This window comes from Candidatus Limimorpha sp. (genome assembly GCF_056203535.1).
Window position 1 is genome coordinate 1 of the sequence record NZ_JBADWU010000124.1, and the last position, 17621, is coordinate 17621.

At 45.8% G+C, this 17621-nt stretch carries 17 protein-coding genes; 13 read left to right on the forward strand and 4 right to left on the reverse strand.

The features are described from left to right. Positions 1-423 precede the first annotated feature (423 nt). The 13 genes from AC06MN_RS15290 (at position 424) to AC06MN_RS15350 (ending at position 13852) form a co-directional block, all read left to right on the forward strand. On the forward strand, positions 424-1200 hold the full coding sequence (locus tag AC06MN_RS15290; protein ID WP_475673243.1) for a hypothetical protein: 777 nt from the start codon (positions 424-426) through the stop codon (positions 1198-1200). Between the two features lie 190 nt (positions 1201-1390). Further along, positions 1391-2170 (forward strand): ParA family protein, encoded by a 780-nt coding sequence (locus AC06MN_RS15295; protein WP_475673244.1) that lies wholly within the window; start codon positions 1391-1393, stop codon positions 2168-2170. Positions 2171-2176: 6 nt separating this feature from the next. After that, positions 2177-3073 (forward strand): ParB/RepB/Spo0J family partition protein, encoded by an 897-nt coding sequence (locus AC06MN_RS15300; RefSeq protein ID WP_475673245.1) that lies wholly within the window; start codon positions 2177-2179, stop codon positions 3071-3073. Positions 3074-3202: 129 nt separating this feature from the next. Continuing rightward, entirely contained in the window at positions 3203-3745 is a 543-nt protein-coding gene (locus tag AC06MN_RS15305) for a DUF5683 domain-containing protein (RefSeq protein ID WP_475673246.1), read from the forward strand. 1 nt (position 3746) lies between these two features. Beyond that, on the forward strand, positions 3747-4457 hold the full coding sequence (locus AC06MN_RS15310) for a 4-hydroxy-tetrahydrodipicolinate reductase (RefSeq protein WP_475673247.1): 711 nt from the start codon (positions 3747-3749) through the stop codon (positions 4455-4457). A gap of 51 nt (positions 4458-4508) precedes the next feature. Then, positions 4509-6026 (forward strand): signal peptidase I, encoded by a 1518-nt coding sequence (gene lepB, locus AC06MN_RS15315; protein ID WP_475673248.1) that lies wholly within the window; start codon positions 4509-4511, stop codon positions 6024-6026. A gap of 44 nt (positions 6027-6070) precedes the next feature. Next, positions 6071-8815 carry an FtsK/SpoIIIE family DNA translocase gene (locus tag AC06MN_RS15320; RefSeq protein WP_475673249.1) on the forward strand — a complete coding sequence of 915 codons (2745 nt, stop codon included), beginning with the start codon at positions 6071-6073 and terminating at the stop codon, positions 8813-8815. A gap of 1 nt (position 8816) precedes the next feature. Then, positions 8817-9443: an outer membrane lipoprotein periplasmic chaperone LolA1 gene (lolA1, locus tag AC06MN_RS15325; RefSeq protein WP_475673250.1), complete on the forward strand. Its 627-nt coding sequence runs from the start codon at positions 8817-8819 to the stop codon at positions 9441-9443. Next, positions 9444-10010 (forward strand): nicotinamide riboside transporter PnuC, encoded by a 567-nt coding sequence (pnuC, locus tag AC06MN_RS15330; protein WP_475673251.1) that lies wholly within the window; start codon positions 9444-9446, stop codon positions 10008-10010. It begins immediately after the preceding gene. Next, complete coding sequence (locus tag AC06MN_RS15335) at positions 10003-10545, forward strand: AAA family ATPase (protein WP_475673252.1); 543 nt, start codon at positions 10003-10005, stop codon at positions 10543-10545. The genes pnuC and AC06MN_RS15335 overlap by 8 nt, the downstream gene beginning before the upstream one ends. 46 nt (positions 10546-10591) lie before the next feature. Beyond that, positions 10592-11887, forward strand: a complete 1296-nt coding sequence (locus AC06MN_RS15340) for a lipid II flippase MurJ (protein WP_475673253.1) — start codon at positions 10592-10594, stop codon at positions 11885-11887. Further along, on the forward strand, positions 11880-12686 hold the full coding sequence (locus AC06MN_RS15345; RefSeq protein ID WP_475673254.1) for a class I SAM-dependent methyltransferase: 807 nt from the start codon (positions 11880-11882) through the stop codon (positions 12684-12686). Before AC06MN_RS15340 ends, AC06MN_RS15345 begins: the two co-directional genes overlap by 8 nt. 11 nt (positions 12687-12697) lie before the next feature. Beyond that, positions 12698-13852 carry a glycosyltransferase gene (locus AC06MN_RS15350; RefSeq protein WP_475673255.1) on the forward strand — a complete coding sequence of 385 codons (1155 nt, stop codon included), beginning with the start codon at positions 12698-12700 and terminating at the stop codon, positions 13850-13852. Positions 13853-13874: 22 nt separating this feature from the next. Here AC06MN_RS15350 and lpxA read toward each other — a convergent pair whose 3' ends face one another. From lpxA to AC06MN_RS15370, 4 genes are all read right to left on the reverse strand, one after another. Then, positions 13875-14666 carry an acyl-ACP--UDP-N-acetylglucosamine O-acyltransferase gene (gene lpxA / locus AC06MN_RS15355; RefSeq protein ID WP_475673256.1) on the reverse strand — a complete coding sequence of 264 codons (792 nt, stop codon included), beginning with the start codon at positions 14664-14666 and terminating at the stop codon, positions 13875-13877. 106 nt (positions 14667-14772) lie between these two features. Next, positions 14773-15687, reverse strand: a complete 915-nt coding sequence (gene lpxC / locus AC06MN_RS15360) for a UDP-3-O-acyl-N-acetylglucosamine deacetylase (protein ID WP_475673257.1) — start codon at positions 15685-15687, stop codon at positions 14773-14775. Between the two features lie 126 nt (positions 15688-15813). After that, a complete protein-coding gene (gene lpxD / locus AC06MN_RS15365; RefSeq protein WP_475673258.1) occupies positions 15814-16854 on the reverse strand; it encodes a UDP-3-O-(3-hydroxymyristoyl)glucosamine N-acyltransferase in 1041 nt (346 codons plus the stop codon). 49 nt (positions 16855-16903) lie between these two features. Then, on the reverse strand, positions 16904-17419 hold the full coding sequence (locus AC06MN_RS15370; RefSeq protein WP_475673259.1) for a DUF7935 family protein: 516 nt from the start codon (positions 17417-17419) through the stop codon (positions 16904-16906). Between the last annotated feature and the right edge of the window lie 202 nt (positions 17420-17621).

Genomic DNA, 17621 nt, shown 5'->3' on the forward strand with positions numbered 1-17621 from the left:
CTGGCAATCCGGTTTTCTCCGTATCCCTCTTCATAGTGGAGGCGGATGACTTCCTTGAAGTACTTTTGCTGTTTCTCTGTGTGTAACTGATACATCCTTGACTCTTGTCTTTTTGAGTCAACCTTTTTCAGGGTAAGACAATAATACCTATGAAAAAATGAAAAGATTATGATTGCAGTATTGATGAATAGCCTCAATGAGACGAAATTTCTGCTTGGTCAAGACATTCTGTTTGGGTTGCTGGCTACGTCTAATGCCAATTTGTGAAAAAAAGCTCCTGCTCCGCCCCATCCGTAACGATGCATACCGCTTATCTTTGCCGGCGGAAAGCATAAGAAACGGTATTTTTAGGACTGCCATCTGTCTGCTTTCCAAAAAAAATAACATCAAAAAATTCAATCAATGGTTTGTAAAACAATTAAAATGTTCGAAAAGACGGAACGAAAGTCTGTCGCAAAAGAACCTTCTATAGACGAAAAGGTACTGGAATTTGCCGAAACATACGCAAAAAAGGCACTTTGTGCGTTTAAATCCGAAAATTTCAATCCGAAGACATACTATGTCCCCGGATGCTACGTCACATTGCGGAAAATCGAGCCGGGAGGCGATTCGCGCGGCGACTATGACTCGAAGAAAAAGAGAATCATCATCAATTGGGACAGCACGAGCGAGAAAGCCTCGAAAATAATCCTATACCACGAATGTTTCCACTATGCCGACGATTGGCTGAAAGGTTTTGGAGTCAACATTAGGTTGTACAAGAAGATGCTCAAGGTAAGTGATAAGTCTGTTGACAAATTCACAAGCCTAGGCATCATGCCTTCCGACCTTTCCGATGAAGACCTGCTAAGGTACGCTTTCTATGAACTAATGCCGCTTGAAGCCAAAGCCTACCTGTTCGCCTATTACATGAACGGTTATGGGATCGAAAGCAAATACATCAACCGACTTAGGGAACTGTCTGAAATTCACGACAGACTGTACGAAATGCCTTCCGAGACATATAGGGAAGCATGGAACTCTTTTTCAGGTCTGTTCAGGCATATCAACAAAAAGGATGCTGATGCCTTGCGTTCCTATGTCCTCAAGGCTTCTTCTGCACTTGGCTCTTGCTATGAGAAAAGAGCCAAAAGACATTATGTACTGAAGCAGATGGAATCGTTGGACAACTCCATCTATCATGTGCTTGGCATAGACTAAATCCCTATCATTCCAAAAACGAGTAGCTGATCATATTTAGATTACTTTTACAGCGCAACGATTTGACATGCTCATACATTTATCAACACTTTTTCATTTTGTTGATAACTTTCGGCACAAAACGGCAATAATCCGAACTATTTTGCGTACTTTTGTAGGCTTAAAATTAGAATAGGAACAGAAACAATATATGGGTAAGATTATCGCAATAGCAAACCAAAAAGGCGGTGTGGGAAAGACCACAACGGCCATCAATCTTTCGGCAAGTTTAGCCGTACTCGAGCACAAGACGCTGCTCATCGACGCTGACCCTCAGGCCAATGCGACTTCGGGCGTCGGCTTCGACCCAAAGACAGTAGAAACAAGCATCTACGAATGTATCATCGACGGCGTCGACCCGCGCACCATCATCACCGAGACCGAAACGCCGAATCTTTATCTTCTGCCCGCCCACATCGATTTGGTCGGCGCCGAAATCGAAATGATCAACATGGCGGAACGCGAACAGATGATGAAAAAAGCCTTGGCCGACATCAAAAACGATTACGAGTTCATCATCATCGACTGTTCGCCTTCGCTTGGCCTCGTGACAGTTAACTCGCTCACGGCTGCCGATTCGGTCATCATTCCCGTGCAGTGCGAATATTTCGCCTTGGAAGGCCTCGGCAAACTGCTCAACACCATTAAGATAGTGCAAAACCGCCTCAATCCCGACCTTGACATCGAAGGCATCCTGCTGACCATGTTCGACACACGTCTGCGCCTTTCAAAGCAAGTCGTCGAAGAAGTAAAAATGCACTTCCAGGACATGGTTTTCGACACCATCATCAACCGCAACACGCGTTTGGGCGAAGCACCGAGTTTTGGCAAGACCATCATCATGCACGATGCCGCCAGCATTGGCGCCATCAACTACCTGAACCTTGCCCGCGAAATACTTGACAAAAACAACATTGGAACCAAAAACTAACGCATCATGTCAGATAAAAACAGAAAAGCCATGGGCCGCGGCCTCGACGCCATTTTGGGAAGTCCCGAAACAGACATCACAAGTAAAGACATATCAGGCAATTACGTTGTAGGTGCCGTTGCCGAAATCGACATCAACCTCATCGAGACCAACCCTTTTCAGCCAAGAACGGAATTCGACGAAACAGCCTTGAACGAATTGGCTGCCTCCATCAAGGAACAAGGTGTCATTCAGCCCGTTACCGTCCGCAAACTTGGCTACAACAAATATCAGCTCATTTCCGGTGAACGCCGTTTGAGGGCATCGAAACTGGCCGGATTGTCGAAGATTCCTGTTTTCATCCGCGTAGCCAACGACGAGCAGATGCTTGAACTCGCCCTCATCGAAAACATTCACCGCGAGAACCTCAACGCCATCGAGGTTGCCATTTCCTACCAGCGTCTCATCGCCGAATGTAACATGACGCAGGAAGAAGTCAGCGAAAAGGTGGGCAAGAGCCGCAGCGCCGTCGCCAATTTCCTTCGCCTGCTGAAGTTGCCGCCAGAGGTGCAGATTGCCATCCGCGACGGCCACATCACGATGGGCCACGCCCGCGCCTTAATCAATATTGAGGACAAGGAACAGCAACTCAAGCTCTTGCAGAAAATCATTGAAGACGAACTGAGCGTGCGCGAGACCGAAGAAATGGCCGATAAGGCGAAAGAAACCAGCAAGGACAAAAAGGAAAAGAAACAGACCAATTTCCTGCCCGAAAACTTCAAGAGCAAAATCAAGACGCTGTCGCAAACGCTCAACACCAAGGTCAAGGTCAACCGCAGCCTGACGGGAAAAGGCAGCCTGGTCATCGACTTCAAGGACGAAGCCGAATTCGACCGCATCATGGAACTGTTCAACAGAAAATAAGACATGGTGAGGCGCATAATTTTACTTTTTGGTTTTGTTCTCCTGATCGGTATCCTCGACCTAAAGGCTCAAGTCAATGTTTCAGACACTGTAAATCAGCCTGAAACAGCAAAATTCATTATGTCACCAATGACAACTGTTGACAAACCCGATGAAACGACAGAAGTAAAAGTACCGAAAGCCAAGAAACCACATAATCCGAAGAAAGCCACCATCATGTCGGCATGTCTGCCTGGATTAGGACAGATTTACAACCGCAAATGGTGGAAAGTGCCAATTATTTATGCTGGAATTGGTGGCATTGGCTACAAGTCGTTGAGCAATCACCGAGAATACATCAGCTGCCTGAATGCCTACAAATACAAAAGCGACCCGGAAGGCTATTCCGGTCCGCTGACACAACATGAAAAAGACTTGGCGGAACGTTACGGAAAGGAACAGCTTCAGGCCTATAAGGAATCATACCGACATGATTTTGAATTATATACAATCATTCTTGCAGCTTGGTACGGCCTAAACATCATTGACGCCTGCGTTGATGGGCATCTCTATAATTACGACATTAGCGATGACTTGAGTTTCAGCATTGACCCGATGTTATCAACTGAGAGAGGATTCTACCCAAATGCACCGCTCGCGCAAGCCGGATTATCATTCAAACTGACTTTTTAAAATGAAAATAGCATTATTAGGATATGGAAAGATGGGACACGAAGTGGAAAAAGCCGCCATGCAACGCGGTCACCAAATCGTCGTTACCATCGACAACGGACAGGAATGGACGGAAAGATTTGAGCAACTGAAACAAGCCGATGTCGCCATCGATTTCAGTCAGCCCGACCAAGCCGCCGGCAACATTAGCCGCTGCTTCGATTTGCATCTGCCCGTAGTGGTCGGCACAACGGCATGGTACAATCATTTCGACGCCATCAGCAAACGCTGCGCCGATGAAAAACAAAGCCTGTTTTACGCACCGAATTTCAGCATCGGCATGAACATGATGTTCAAAATAAACAAGTTGATTGCCAAATTCGCCGAGACTTACAATTACCGGCTTTCGCTTTCCGAAACGCATCACATCCACAAATTCGACAAGCCCAGCGGCACCGCCGTAAAACTGGCCAACGACATCATTGCCGTCAATAACGACTACCAATCCTGGAGCCTTGACGCAAATGGTGAAGGCATCTTGCCCGTCACGGCCATCCGCGAAGGCGAAGTGAACGGCATTCACAGCGTGAAAGCACATTCCGAAGTCGACGAAATCACCTTGACACACGAGGCTTTCAGCCGTCAAGGTTTTGCCGTAGGCGCTTTGGTCGCCGCCGAATTCCTCATCGGGAAAACGGGCTGCTTCACCATGGACGATTTAATGCAAATCTAAATACGATAATCAGAAAACGCACGTTAAACAACAGATAAAACACTCAAAATCATGTCACTCATACTTTTCATATTTTTAGTTCCGCTGCTGTTCACCATCCCGATTGCCTTCTGCTGGAAGCAATTTGAAGCAGCCGGTCAGAAAGGCTATTACGCCCTTATCCCCTACTACAACATTTACGTTTTGCTGAAAATCATCGGCAAGCAGAAAAAGTTCTGGTGGTGGTTTTTCATCGTCTTCCCTTACATCAACATTTTCATGTTGTTCCTGATGCTCATTGAGTTAGGAAAATGTTTCGGCAAATTCAAGGTTTGGGAAGAAGGCATGGCCGCCATTCTGCCCTACGTGTTTTTCCCGATGATTGCCAAACAAGGCGCCACTTACAAAGACCCAGCCACCGACAACCGTCCGAAGAAATCGACAGCACGCGAATGGTTTGATGCCATCGTTTTCGCCGTGGTTGCCGCCATGATTATCAGGACATACGTCTTTGAGGCCTTCACCATCCCGACATCAAGTATGGAGAAATCACTTTGCGTCGGCGACTACCTCATTGTCAGTAAGATACATTTCGGTCCTAAAGGGCCTAACACACCACTTTCGTTCCCATTCGTCCACAACACCTTGCCGGGAAGCAAAACTGCGAAGTCGTATCTGGAATGGATTAAATTGCCATATCACCGCTATCCAGGCACCTCACACATAAAGCGTTACGACCCAATCGTATTCAATTATCCTGCCGGCGACACGGTTTGCGACATTTACCAGAGCAGCGTCAGTTATTATGACTTGGTCCGCGAATATGGCCGCGAGCGCGTTTGGAACGACCACGAGAATTTCGGCAAGGTCATTTCGCATCCCGTCGACAAGCGCGAAAACTACATCAAGCGTCTTATCGGTATGCCAGGCGACACGCTGCAAATCATCGATGGCGTCGTTTACATTGATGGCGAAATGAGTTACCAGCCTGAAAACATGCAACATAATTACAAGGTTGTTACCTCAGGCGGCGGCATCAACAAGAAGATTCTGGACAAATACAACATCACCGAAGGTTACGCCACAAACAAAGCCAACGAATTTGTCCTCAACATTAGCGAAAAAGTGGCCGAAGAACTGCGCAAACTGCCTTTCATCACCGAAGCAACGGAAATCATCACACCTGCGGGAGAGGGCACCAACTACGAACTGTTCCCGCATCGCCCAGACTTATATCCTTGGAATGTCGACAATTACGGCCCAATCGTGCTGCCAAAGAAAGGCGTCACCGTGGCTTTGAACACCGGAAATCTGCCGTTCTACGAGCGCGTCATCCACGCCTACGAGCTTCACGACCTGAAGGTTGAAGGCGACAAGATTTTCATCGATGGTCAACCAGCTGATTCCTACACCTTTGAAATGGATTACTATTGGATGATGGGCGACAACCGCCACAATTCCGCCGACTCGCGTTATTGGGGCTTTGTCCCTGAAAACCACATCGTTGGAAAGGCAGTATTCGTTTGGTTATCATTAGACAAGGAAAACGGCGGCATCCGTTGGAACAGGATGTTCAGAATACCTAAATAAGAATTTTTGCGTAATTTTGCCCATTCAATATAAGAGAAGAAAAAATGGCAACTGGTAAAAGAGAAAACACATTAAGGGAAAAACCTGCTGAAAAACCAGCAATTGAAGAAAAACCGATCATAGAGGAAATTCCGATTAAAGAAGAAAAAAAGTCCGAGGGGAAAAAGCAAAAAAAACCTCAGAAAGAGCCGAAAAGCAAGCCTCCAAAAGAGAAAAAGGAGAAAAAGCCATCGGAAGGCAGGGCAAGAATCATTATCGGGATTCTGCTTCTGTGCTTGGCAATTTTTCTTTTTGTCGCTTTCATTTCATATTTCGGCAGTTTCTTCAGCGGTCATCACCAAGAATTTGGCGCACAAGTCTTTAGCAAGGATTTGAACTTGGACAACCGCACGGGAAGCCTTGGCGCATGGCTCGCCCAGACACTCATCAAGGAATCGTTTGGCATTGGTGCGTTTTTCTTTGTTTACTTAGTTCTTGTCATTGCTTTCAAACTATTGGTCAACAGCAGAATAAGACTTTGGAGAGTATGGAAATACGCCCTGCTGTCATTAGTTTGGTTCCCATTGTTTTTTGCTTTCATTCCTGCTCCGAAATGTGCCATTTTCGGCGGCGCAACAGGTGCTTGGCTCAACACGAACCTCAGCAATTACATCGGCCGAGCAGGTGTCATTCTCGTACTCGTGTTCACTTTCCTGATTTTCGCCATTTATCAGTTCAACATCACTTTTGCCTATTTCCGCAAACTCAAGGAGCAAAGGGCGGCACGCAAGGCCGAAGCCGAAGCGAAAAAGGAAGCATTACATCAAGAAACTGAAAATCAGAATTCTATCGAAGAAAATCCTATCATTCCGAATAACAACGATTTTCATATTGAGGACGAAAACGAAGACGACCTTCCCCCTATCACATCCTACCGCAAAGAGCCTGAAATGGAAATCGTGCCTCCCGTTGCAGAAAACGAGCATCGGGAAAACGTTATCGTCCGCCCGCCAAAGGTTGAATTTGAAGTCGAACAGCCTAAGGATGAGGATGATGTCAACGAACCAGAGCCTGAGTTTACTATTAGGACCATCACTCATGAAGAGCAGGAAACCGCTCAAATCGTTGACATTCCATCGCCCGCAAAAGAGACGCCCGTTATCATTGAACAACCGAAAACGGAGCAACCCGAACCTGCCAGCGATGTCAAATTAGTCATCGAAAAAGCCGAAGAGGAAAAGACCGTTGAGCCTGTTCAGGAAAAAGAGCATCACACGGTCGACACTCCTTTCGACCCACATTATGAACTGCGCGACTTCCAATTTCCGACCTTAGACCTTTTGAAAGACTACGGCGGCAGGAAAAACGAAATCAACAGCGAGGAACTTGAAGCCAACAAGAACAAGATTGTGGAAACCCTTGGCAATTACGGCATTGCCATTGATAAGATTAAAGCCACTATCGGGCCAACCGTCACTTTGTACGAAATAGTTCCGGCAGCTGGTGTCAGAATCTCGAAAATTAAGAATTTGGAAGACGACATTGCCCTGAGTCTGGCCGCTTTGGGCATCCGTATCATCGCCCCGATTCCAGGCAAAGGCACCATCGGTATCGAAGTCCCGAACAGCAAGCCCGAAACGGTTCCTATGAAAAGCGTGCTGAGTTCGGAGAAATTCCAGACCTCGAAATACGCTCTTCCTTGCGCCATAGGCAAGACCATTTCCAACGAGACTTACGTCTTCGATTTGGCCAAAATGCCTCACATCCTGATGGCTGGTGCAACTGGTCAAGGTAAATCCGTCGGCTTGAACGCCATAGTCGCCTCTCTGCTTTACAGCAAGCACCCTTCTGAATTGAAATTCGTCATGGTCGACCCGAAAAAGGTTGAACTGACCTTATACAACCGCATCGAACGTCACTATTTAGCCAAACTGCCTGATTCTGAAGATGCCATCATCACCGATACTAAGAAAGTTGTGCGCACGCTCAACTCACTTTGCATCGAGATGGACCAGCGTTACGACCTGCTCAAGCAAGCCGAATGCCGCAACATTATCGAGTACAACGAAAAATTCAAGGCTCGCCGTCTGTTGCCAACCGAAGGCCACCGTTTCCTGCCTTACATTGTCTTGATTGTCGATGAATTCTGCGACCTCATTATGACGGCAGGCCGCGATGTTGAAGCACCGATTGCGCGTCTCGCACAATTGGCCCGCGCCATTGGCATTCACCTGATTATCGCTACACAACGTCCTTCGGTGAACGTCATCACTGGCTCCATCAAGGCCAATTTCCCGGCTCGTATCGCTTTCCGCGTCATTTCGTCCGTCGACTCAAAGACCATTCTCGATGCCACGGGTGCCAACCAACTCATCGGTAAAGGTGACATGCTTATCTCGACCGGCAACGATATGGTACGTCTGCAATGCGCATTCATCGACACACCTGAAGTGGAAGCCGTGACCGAGTTCATCGGTGCGCAACGCGGTTATCCAGAAGCATTCATGCTGCCTGAAGTGCCAGACGAGGAAAGCGATGGTGGTAACTTTGATGAAGACGACGGCGACCGCGACAGCCTCTTTGAAGAAGCCGCACATATCGTCGTGCAGACTCAGCAAGGCTCAACATCCATGATTCAACGCAAACTGAAACTCGGTTACAACCGCGCAGGCCGCATCATCGACCAACTGGAAGCTGCGGGCATTGTCGGCCCATTTGCAGGCAGTAAGACCCGTGAAGTAAAAGTTGCCAACGAAACAGCTTTGGAACAGATTTTGCGTGACCTTTATAACAGAGATAGCGGAATTTAATATGAAAAAGGCAACTACAATCATCGGAATCATTCTGACCTTTATGGTTGGCGCACTGCAAGCCCAAACCATGGCCAGTGAATTGGTCAAGAAAACCATCGATAAAATCAACAAGCACAAGAACGTTGAATTTGTCTTCGATTACGACATGAGCAACGAGACCATCGCCGTCACCGAAAGTGCTTCGGGAACTGCATACCTACAAGGCGATGCCTACAAATTGGAAGTCGAAGGTCAACAGATTATCTCCGACGGCAAAATCATGTGGACTTATCTTCCTGACAGTGAAGAAGTCATGGTCAGCAACCCAAGCGATGACGAAAACATCATCACGCCCATTAAACTGCTCACGACCTACGACAAGGACTACACCATGAAATACGGCAAGAGCAGCGAAAAAGGCATCAAAGTCGTTGAAATGAGCAACCCGAAAGGCGAATTCAGCAAAGTGACGCTGAAAATCAACGAGGCGAAACTCGAAATTGTCAGCGCCACCATCAGCAATCGCAGCGGCGATGCTTTCACTATCAAAATCAAGAAAACCGTTTTCGACCAGAATCTTGAAGCAAAATTCTTCACTTTCGACGAAAAGGCTCACCCGAAAGTTGATGTCATCGATATGCGCTAAATGGATTGGGTTGAAATCATAGCGGCAATCCTCGGATTGGTCGGCATCGGATTACAAATCAAGCAAAGCCATTGGTATTGGCTCACCTCCATACTGATGGTTTTGCTTTACATTTATGTATTCTACCAAGCCAAATTCTACGCTGACATGAGTTTCCAATTCTATTACCTCGCCGTCAGCATTTACGGCTGGTATCTTTGGCTGACCAAGCGCGAAAACAATGATAGCAAACTCACCGTCAACAAATTGACGAAAAAATCATTATCCCTCAGCATCATTGTTTCCGCAATTCTATTCGCACTCATTTATCTGATTCTGAAACGTTTCACCGACTCGCCCATACCCGCTGGCGACGCCTTCACTACCGCACTCAGCATTACCGCAACATGGCTTTTAGCAAAAAAATACATCGAGAACTGGATTTTCTGGATTATCGTCGATGCCGTTTCAACCATTCTTTACATTTACAAAGGCCTCTACCCTACTGCCGTCCTTTTCACGGCATTGACGGTTTTAGCTTTCGTCGGCTATTTCAAATGGAGAAAGGAGGGCTTGCAAAATGCTTAAAATAGCCATTCTCGGCCCCGAATCCACGGGCAAAACGATGCTTGCCGAACAACTTGCCGCACATTTTCACACCGATTTCGTCCCCGAATATTCAAGGGAGTATCTGAAAGATTTCCATGGAAAATACGGCATTAACGATGTGATTGCCATTGCAAAAGGGCAACAAAGAAGCATTGATGAAGCGACAAAAAGAGACAAAGAAATTCTTATTTCCGACACGGAAGCCATAGTGAACAAGGTGTGGTGCGAATACGTTTTCAACCAAACGCCAAAGGAAATCGAAGACCTTGTGCAAAAGCAAGATTTCGACCTTTACTTGCTTTGCGACACGGATTTGCAGTGGACATTCGATCCCTTGCGCGAAAATCCAGATTTGGAAGAACGAAAAACAATCTTCACCCTTTATCAGAAAATTTTGAATGAAATCTGCGCCAACTATTTCATCGTCAGCGGCAAAGGCGATTTCCGGTTAAGCCATGCCCTTGAAGCTATCGATAATTTTTGCAAAGGCGAAAGTGTTTTGCTTTTCAGATAAATATCCCTATTTTTGCAAATATTTTGCAAACTAACCATCAGCAACGGTGTTTAAAAAGATTCTCAATACTTTCGGAACAAAAATCGCAGCTGCAATCATCAACTTTCTGATTGCCGTCGTGCTTTCGCAAACCATAGGCGATGTGGGCAAAGGCACGCAATCCATCCTGCTGACCACCATCACCTTCATCTTGATTTTCTCCGAAATCGTCAGTGGCGAGAGCATCGTATTACTGACGCCGCGCCATACTTTCAAGCAGATTCTCATTCCATCTGCCCTTTGGTCAAGTTTGATTGCGGTTATCATGGGTTTTGCCATCGGGCAGTTTTATCCAGGTTTGAATGCCGATTTGGTCATTCACGTCGCCATTCTTTCGCTCATCTCCTCACTCAGCGGAATCAATTTCCGTTATCTGATTGGCAAAGAGGAAATCAAGAAAGCCAACTACAACACCCTTTTGCAGCCCGTCCTAATTATTTTCACTCTATTGATTTATTACGTCTTTCTGAAAAAGACTGACATATATGGTTATATCATAGCACTTTATGCTGCCTACTCAGGTTCTTTCCTGTTGGGTATTTGGATGCTACGTGATGAATATGCGAACTTGAAAATCGGTAAAAAAACCGACTATCAAGGTGTATTGAAAGATCTTTTCAAATACGGGTTTCTTAATCAGACAGGACATTTCGTCCAGTTTTTCAATCTTCGCTTGAGTTATTATCTCCTTGACAACTACATGGATAAGGGACGTGTAGGAGTTTTCTCAAATGCCGTCTCATTGGCCGAAGCCATTTGGATTATCAGCAACAGCATCGCTTTGGTGCAATATGCACACATCGCCAACACCGACGACCGCCGCTACGCGCAAATACTCACCCTCGACTTGACAAAAATCTGCCTCGCCATCTCCGCTTTGGCGGTTATTGTTTTGGCTCTTTTGCCTCCACAAGTCTACATCTTCGTGTTTGGCGACGAGTTTGGCGAAATGGCCAACATCATCCGAATTTTGGCGCCAGGCGTGCTGCTTTACTGCGTCTTCCTAATCTTAGGGCATTATTATTCCGGCATTGGCCGTTACCAAATGAACACCTTTGCCTCGCTTTGCGGCCTCGCCATCACTTTCGTCTTAGGCTTCACGTTGATTCCACGCCTCGATGTGGCCGGTGCTGCATTGACATCAACCATTTCCTATTCGGTCAACGCCATTTTCCTGTTCTGTTTCTTCCTTAAAGAATCCAATTTCAAATGGCGAGATTTCATCCTGACCAAAACGGAAGTAACCGATTATTTCTCTGAACTCAAAAATCAGTTTTTTAACAAAAGCTCTGAAAATGAATAAACTGCAAAAATTCGCAAAAGCCATCGGGCTGATTTGCCGTCATCCATACCTGCTCAATCTGGTCCTTCAAGACGAAGACACCAGCAAAGAAGAAGTCATACGCCGTCATGGTTTCGCCGATGGGCTGCCTGTAATTGAAATCAATCAATTGTTCCCTGATTTCAACGAAACGGCGACCCCTTACGCTTATCTTTCTGGGGCGACCATGCCCATCGACATTGCCTTGCTGAAAGCCTTGGCACGCAAATATCAGGTGCAAAACTATTTTGAAATCGGCACATGGCGCGGCGAAAGCGTGGCGAATGTAGCTGATATAGTTCCACATTGCGTCACTCTGAATTTACCTTTGAAAGACATCGTTGAACTAACTCATAATCAAGATTATGCTGACCTTCATTGCTTCTTCAGCAAATGTCTTAACAACGTACAGCAGATTTTCGGCAATTCCTTGGATTTTGATTTTTCAAAGCATTTTGGCCGATACGACATGGTTTTTGTTGATGGCGATCATCATTACGAAGCCGTGAAAAAAGATACACAAACAGCCTTCAGGCTTTTGAAAGATGACAAATCCATTATCGTGTGGCACGATTACGCACTTGACCCAGAGACCATTCGCTGGAACGTGCTTTCTGCCATCCTCGATGGTGCGCCAGCCGAAAAACGCGGACACATTTATCACATTTCCAACACTTTGTGCGCCGTTTACTTACCGGAAAGTTTCGAGACAAAAAAACTTGTCCCCTACGAAACACCAGCCAAATATTTTGAAGTAAACATTCACGCACACAGTTGCTAACCAATTACGCCATGAACATTCTGCATCTGTTAAGCTGGTTCCCGACACCCGATGACCCGACCTTGGGAAATTTCTGTTTGCGGCAAATCAACGCTTTGCCTGACGACTGCCACTCCGTCATTCTGTCCGTTTGCGACGGAAAAGACTTAAAACAATCATTTGAAATTCATGAAATCAAAGGGGAAAGGTACACGCACATTCAAATTGCCATCAGGCCGCCAAAAAACAATATTTTGCGCAAAATCAAGATGTTAAGGATGTATCAACATGGGTTACATTACATCAAAAAGAAGTACTTCTCCCCCGATTTTATACACTTGCACGTTACATTCCCTTTAGGACAGGTCGCTTTATTGTGGCACAGGCTTTTCGGCTATCCTTACGTCCTCACCGAACATTGGACCATTTATCAACCTCAGAACCAGCACATTCTGAGAGGCCGACTAAAGCGAAAAATCGTCAACATCGCCAACCATGCTTCAGTAATTTTGCCCGTCAGCCTCGACTTGCAGCGCAACATGGAACGCAACGGCATACACAATCAATTTCAAGTCGTCTACAACCTTGTCGACACAAAGACATTTACAATTGGAACACCAACTCAGAATGGCAAAAAAAGGATGCTTCACATCTCCACCTTGCGCGATGAAGCAAAGAATTTCAGCGGAATCTTGCGCGTCGTGGAAAAACTACGTAAACAACGAGAAGATTTTGAACTTCATGTCATTCACGATTACGAAGCACCTGAATTTAAGGCATTTGTAAAAGAACACGGCCTTAATGATTGTGTCATCTTCCATGGTAAAAAGAACTCAACAGAAGTTGCAGAAGCCTTTTCAAAAACCGATTTCTTTGTCCTTTTCTCCAATTTTGAAAATCTTCCTTGTGTCATCGTGGAAGCCTTCGCTTCAGGTGTGCCCGTCCTTTCCACTAACGTTGGCGGCATAGCTGAAATCGTCAATTCCGATCGTGGCATTTTAATCAATTCGGGTGATGAAGACGCTCTTTTGCAAGGCATGAACCAAATGCTCGACACCTACGGCAAATACAACCGTGAAGCCATACGACAATACGCACAGCAAACTTTTGCAAATGAAATAATTGGTAAACAAATCTATGAACAATACCAAAAAGTACTGCAAAATCACAGAAAGCCAAAATGTTAGCGGCAACTAAATGTAAGCTGAATTACAAATCGTTGGTTACAGAATTCTTCATGATTCCAATCTTGGAATTTTCGATGAAATCAATGATAAAGTCACGGTCTTCCGACTCCGGCAAATTTTCCTTAATGTATTGGACAGATTGGGAAACATTCATGCCCACACTATAAATCACCCGATAAACATCTTGAATGGCATTGATTCTTTCCCTTGAAAACCCTCTGCGCGACAAGCCAATGGAATTGACGCCCGCATAACAGACCGGATAGCTCGGTCCCGTCCTGACAAATGGCGGAATGTCCTTATTGACCATGGCACCGCCGGAAATCATGACATGCGCACCGATGCGGACAAACTGAGACACAGCCGATAAGCCGCCGAAAATCGCCCAATCACCCACAGTGATATGACCCGCCAAAGTAGCGGCATTCGCCATAATCACATTATCGCCCAAATAGCAATCGTGGGCAACATGAGTGAAAGCCATCAGCAGACAATTCTTTCCAACAACAGTTTTCCCACTTGCTATTGTTCCCTTGTTCACGGTAGCCGATTCGCGGATTGTGGTGCCGTCGCCAATATAGCAATATGTCTTTTCACCTTTGTATTTCAAATCCTGAGGGATAGCCGAAACGACTGCTCCCGGGAAAATCTTGCAATTCTTTCCGATTCTGGCTCCATCCATGATGGTGACATTGGGGCCAATCCATGTGCCTTCGCCAATTTCAACATCTTCGCCAATCCATGCGAAAGGCTCAATCTTCACATCCTCAGCAATTTTCGCATTCGGATGAATATATGCTAACGGTTGATTCATCTATTTTAATTATTATGAAATTGCAAAAATAGGAAAATATCCAATAGACGGCACAAAAAAAATCGGTCTCCGACTGAGACCGATTCCTTTTTACTCATTCATCAAATTAACCCAACAAAGTATGTTTGATTTTGCGGGCAAAAGCCGTATTGGAGAAATGTCCTGGTTTATAAGCTGTCACATGGCCTTTTATCGGTTTGCCGACCAAAGTCATATCGCCAATCACATCAAGCAATTTGTGGCGGGCTGGTTCGTTTTCAAAACTCAGTTCCACATTATTCAGTATGCCACATTCCTGAACCACAACCTTTGGCATCTTGAAAAATGCTGCGATATGATCCAACTCTTCACCGGAAATATTTTTGTCGACAAAGACAATGGCGTTGGTCAGATCGCCGCCTTTGATGAGATTACGGCTCAAAAGCGTTTCCAATTCATGAAGGAAAACGAAAGTACGGCACGGAGCTATTTCCTTTTCAAAATCCTTAATGTCGTGCAAGCAAGCCGACTGTTCATCAAGGACTTTCGTATTGTATTTCACAGCCACATCAACCATGAAAGTATCGCTTGGTTCGATGCTCAGTTCAATGCCCAAGACCTCGTTTTTATAGGAAATAGGTTCTTCTATCACGAGATAGTCACGGTCGGCATTTTGTTCAACGATTCCAGCCTTTCGGATGGCTTCGACAAACACACGGCTACTGCCATCCATGATAGGCATTTCCTCTACATCAATGTCTATCAGCACATTATCGACTCCCATACCTCTTAACGATGCGAGGACATGCTCAACGGTATATATCTTGACACCACCTTTTCCGAGAGTGGTGCCTCGTGAAGTATCAATTACATTGTCAACATCGGCTTCGATAATAGGCTGGCATTCCAAATCGATACGGCGGAAACGGATTCCCGTATTGACAGGAGCTGGATTGAAAGTCAACGTGCCTTGTTGACGAGTATGAAGACCAGTACCTTGAATACTGATTTTCTCTTTAAGTGTACACTGTTTTTCTGTCATAGAACTAAACTTGAAGCTCAAAAAAAGCGTGCAAAAATAGGTAAAAAAACATTTAAATCCACCAAAAAAGCACTTTAATGAAAAAGGGGGGGCACCATTTCGCACAAAAACGAGCTTGAAAGCCAATTATTTTTCATTCTCCAGCTGCGCCAGTTTCTTCTCCAACTCGTTGATTCTGTTCGACATTTCCTCCAACTGCTTGAAGCGTACCGACGAATGCAAGAACTGACGGTAAGGGATGGCCGGTGTTCCCATAAACGAAAGTCCTGGCTCCTTGATATTGCTCAGCACGCCTGATTGCGCACCGAAGCTCGTTCTGTCGGCAATATGCAGATGCCCGACGAAACCAGTCTGTCCGCCTACAATGCAGTTCTTTCCAATATGCGTGGAACCACTGACACCCGTCATGGCTGCCATAGCTGTGTTTTCACCAATTTCAACATTATGCGCCACCATGATGAGATTGTCTAACTTCACACCTTTATGAATATGTGTCGAACCCATCGTGGCCCTGTCAATCGTGGTGTTGGCGCCAATCTCAACATTATCATCGACAAGCACGTTTCCTACTTGCGGAATCTTATCATAATGTCCATCAGGCTGAGGAGCAAAACCGAAGCCATCGCCACCAAGGACCACGCCTGCATGAAGCGTGCAGTTTTTCCCGATGACCGTATTACGGTAGAGTTTTACGCCCGGATAAAGCGTCGTTCCATCGCCGATAACCGAGTTGTCGCCCACATAAACCTGAGGATAAATCTTCACGTTATTGCCAATCGTGACGTTTTCGCCGACAAAAGCAAATTCGCCGAGATAGATGTTTTCGCCACATTTTGCCGAGGCTGAGACAAAAGCCAGCGACGACACGCCCGTCTTTTCCTGAGAAATCTGGTCGTAAATCGCCAGCAACTTGGCAAACGACGCGTAAGCGTCAGGCACACGGATAAGCGTGGCCGAAATGGGAGCCTTCGCGACAAAACTGTCGTTCACAATCACCACCGACGATTTTGTGGTGTAAATGTACTGCGTGTATTTCGGATTGGCAAGGAAGCTCAACATTCCGGGAGCACCTTCTTCGATTTTTGCCACATTGCTGACTTCGGCATTCGGATTTCCTTCAACTTTGCCCGAAAGCAATTCGGCGATTTGAGAAGCAAGAAATTTCATTTCACATATTTTATTTGTTACTGACCATAGCGGGAAACCTCATCACGCATCAAAGCAAACGTTCAAAATCGCGTTTCAAGATGGCGACAGCCTGCTCCACGCTCGGATTGGGTAGAGCAACCAAAGTCTGTGCCAAAATCGGCACATCTTCATCCTTCAATTGCTCAAAAGTACTATTTATCTGATTTACAAGTTCTTCTTTTGCATTTTTCACGGCATTCCAAGTGGATTGCGAGACATACAGCTGCTGCGCAAGATTATGTTCAAATTCCTCGCGCACATTCTGCAAAAGCTGCAAATGGAAAGCATCTTTTTCGATGCCCGGTACATAAACGCGCTTCACCAGAACAGGCAGCTGCACGCGCTCTAAATAAAGCAGGAAACGCTCGTAGGCCTGCACTTTTAATGGCAGGATAATCTTCAAAGCGTTCATTTTCAATTCGACGGCTGGTCCACGTTGGGTTTCAGATTCTTTCATCTTCAAAAGCCGTAGCAAGATAAAGGTTGCGATGGCGGCAATTGTCACGCCCAAAACCAAAAGGATAATCAGCCAAGTGTTTGTCATTTTCTTTGAATTTGGGCGCAAACTTACAAAAAAGTTGCTTTGGGCGACTATTTTTCTTGTTTTCCTTAAATCCGCAACCGATCTGCAAGAGTAATGAGTTCCAAAGTAGCAGGCCGGGAAGATGCCTTCAGGCCGTAGGGAATGGCATTTAGGTGTTTCCGTTGCACAAAATCCCCTTACCCCACGATGCGTCTTGAGGCAA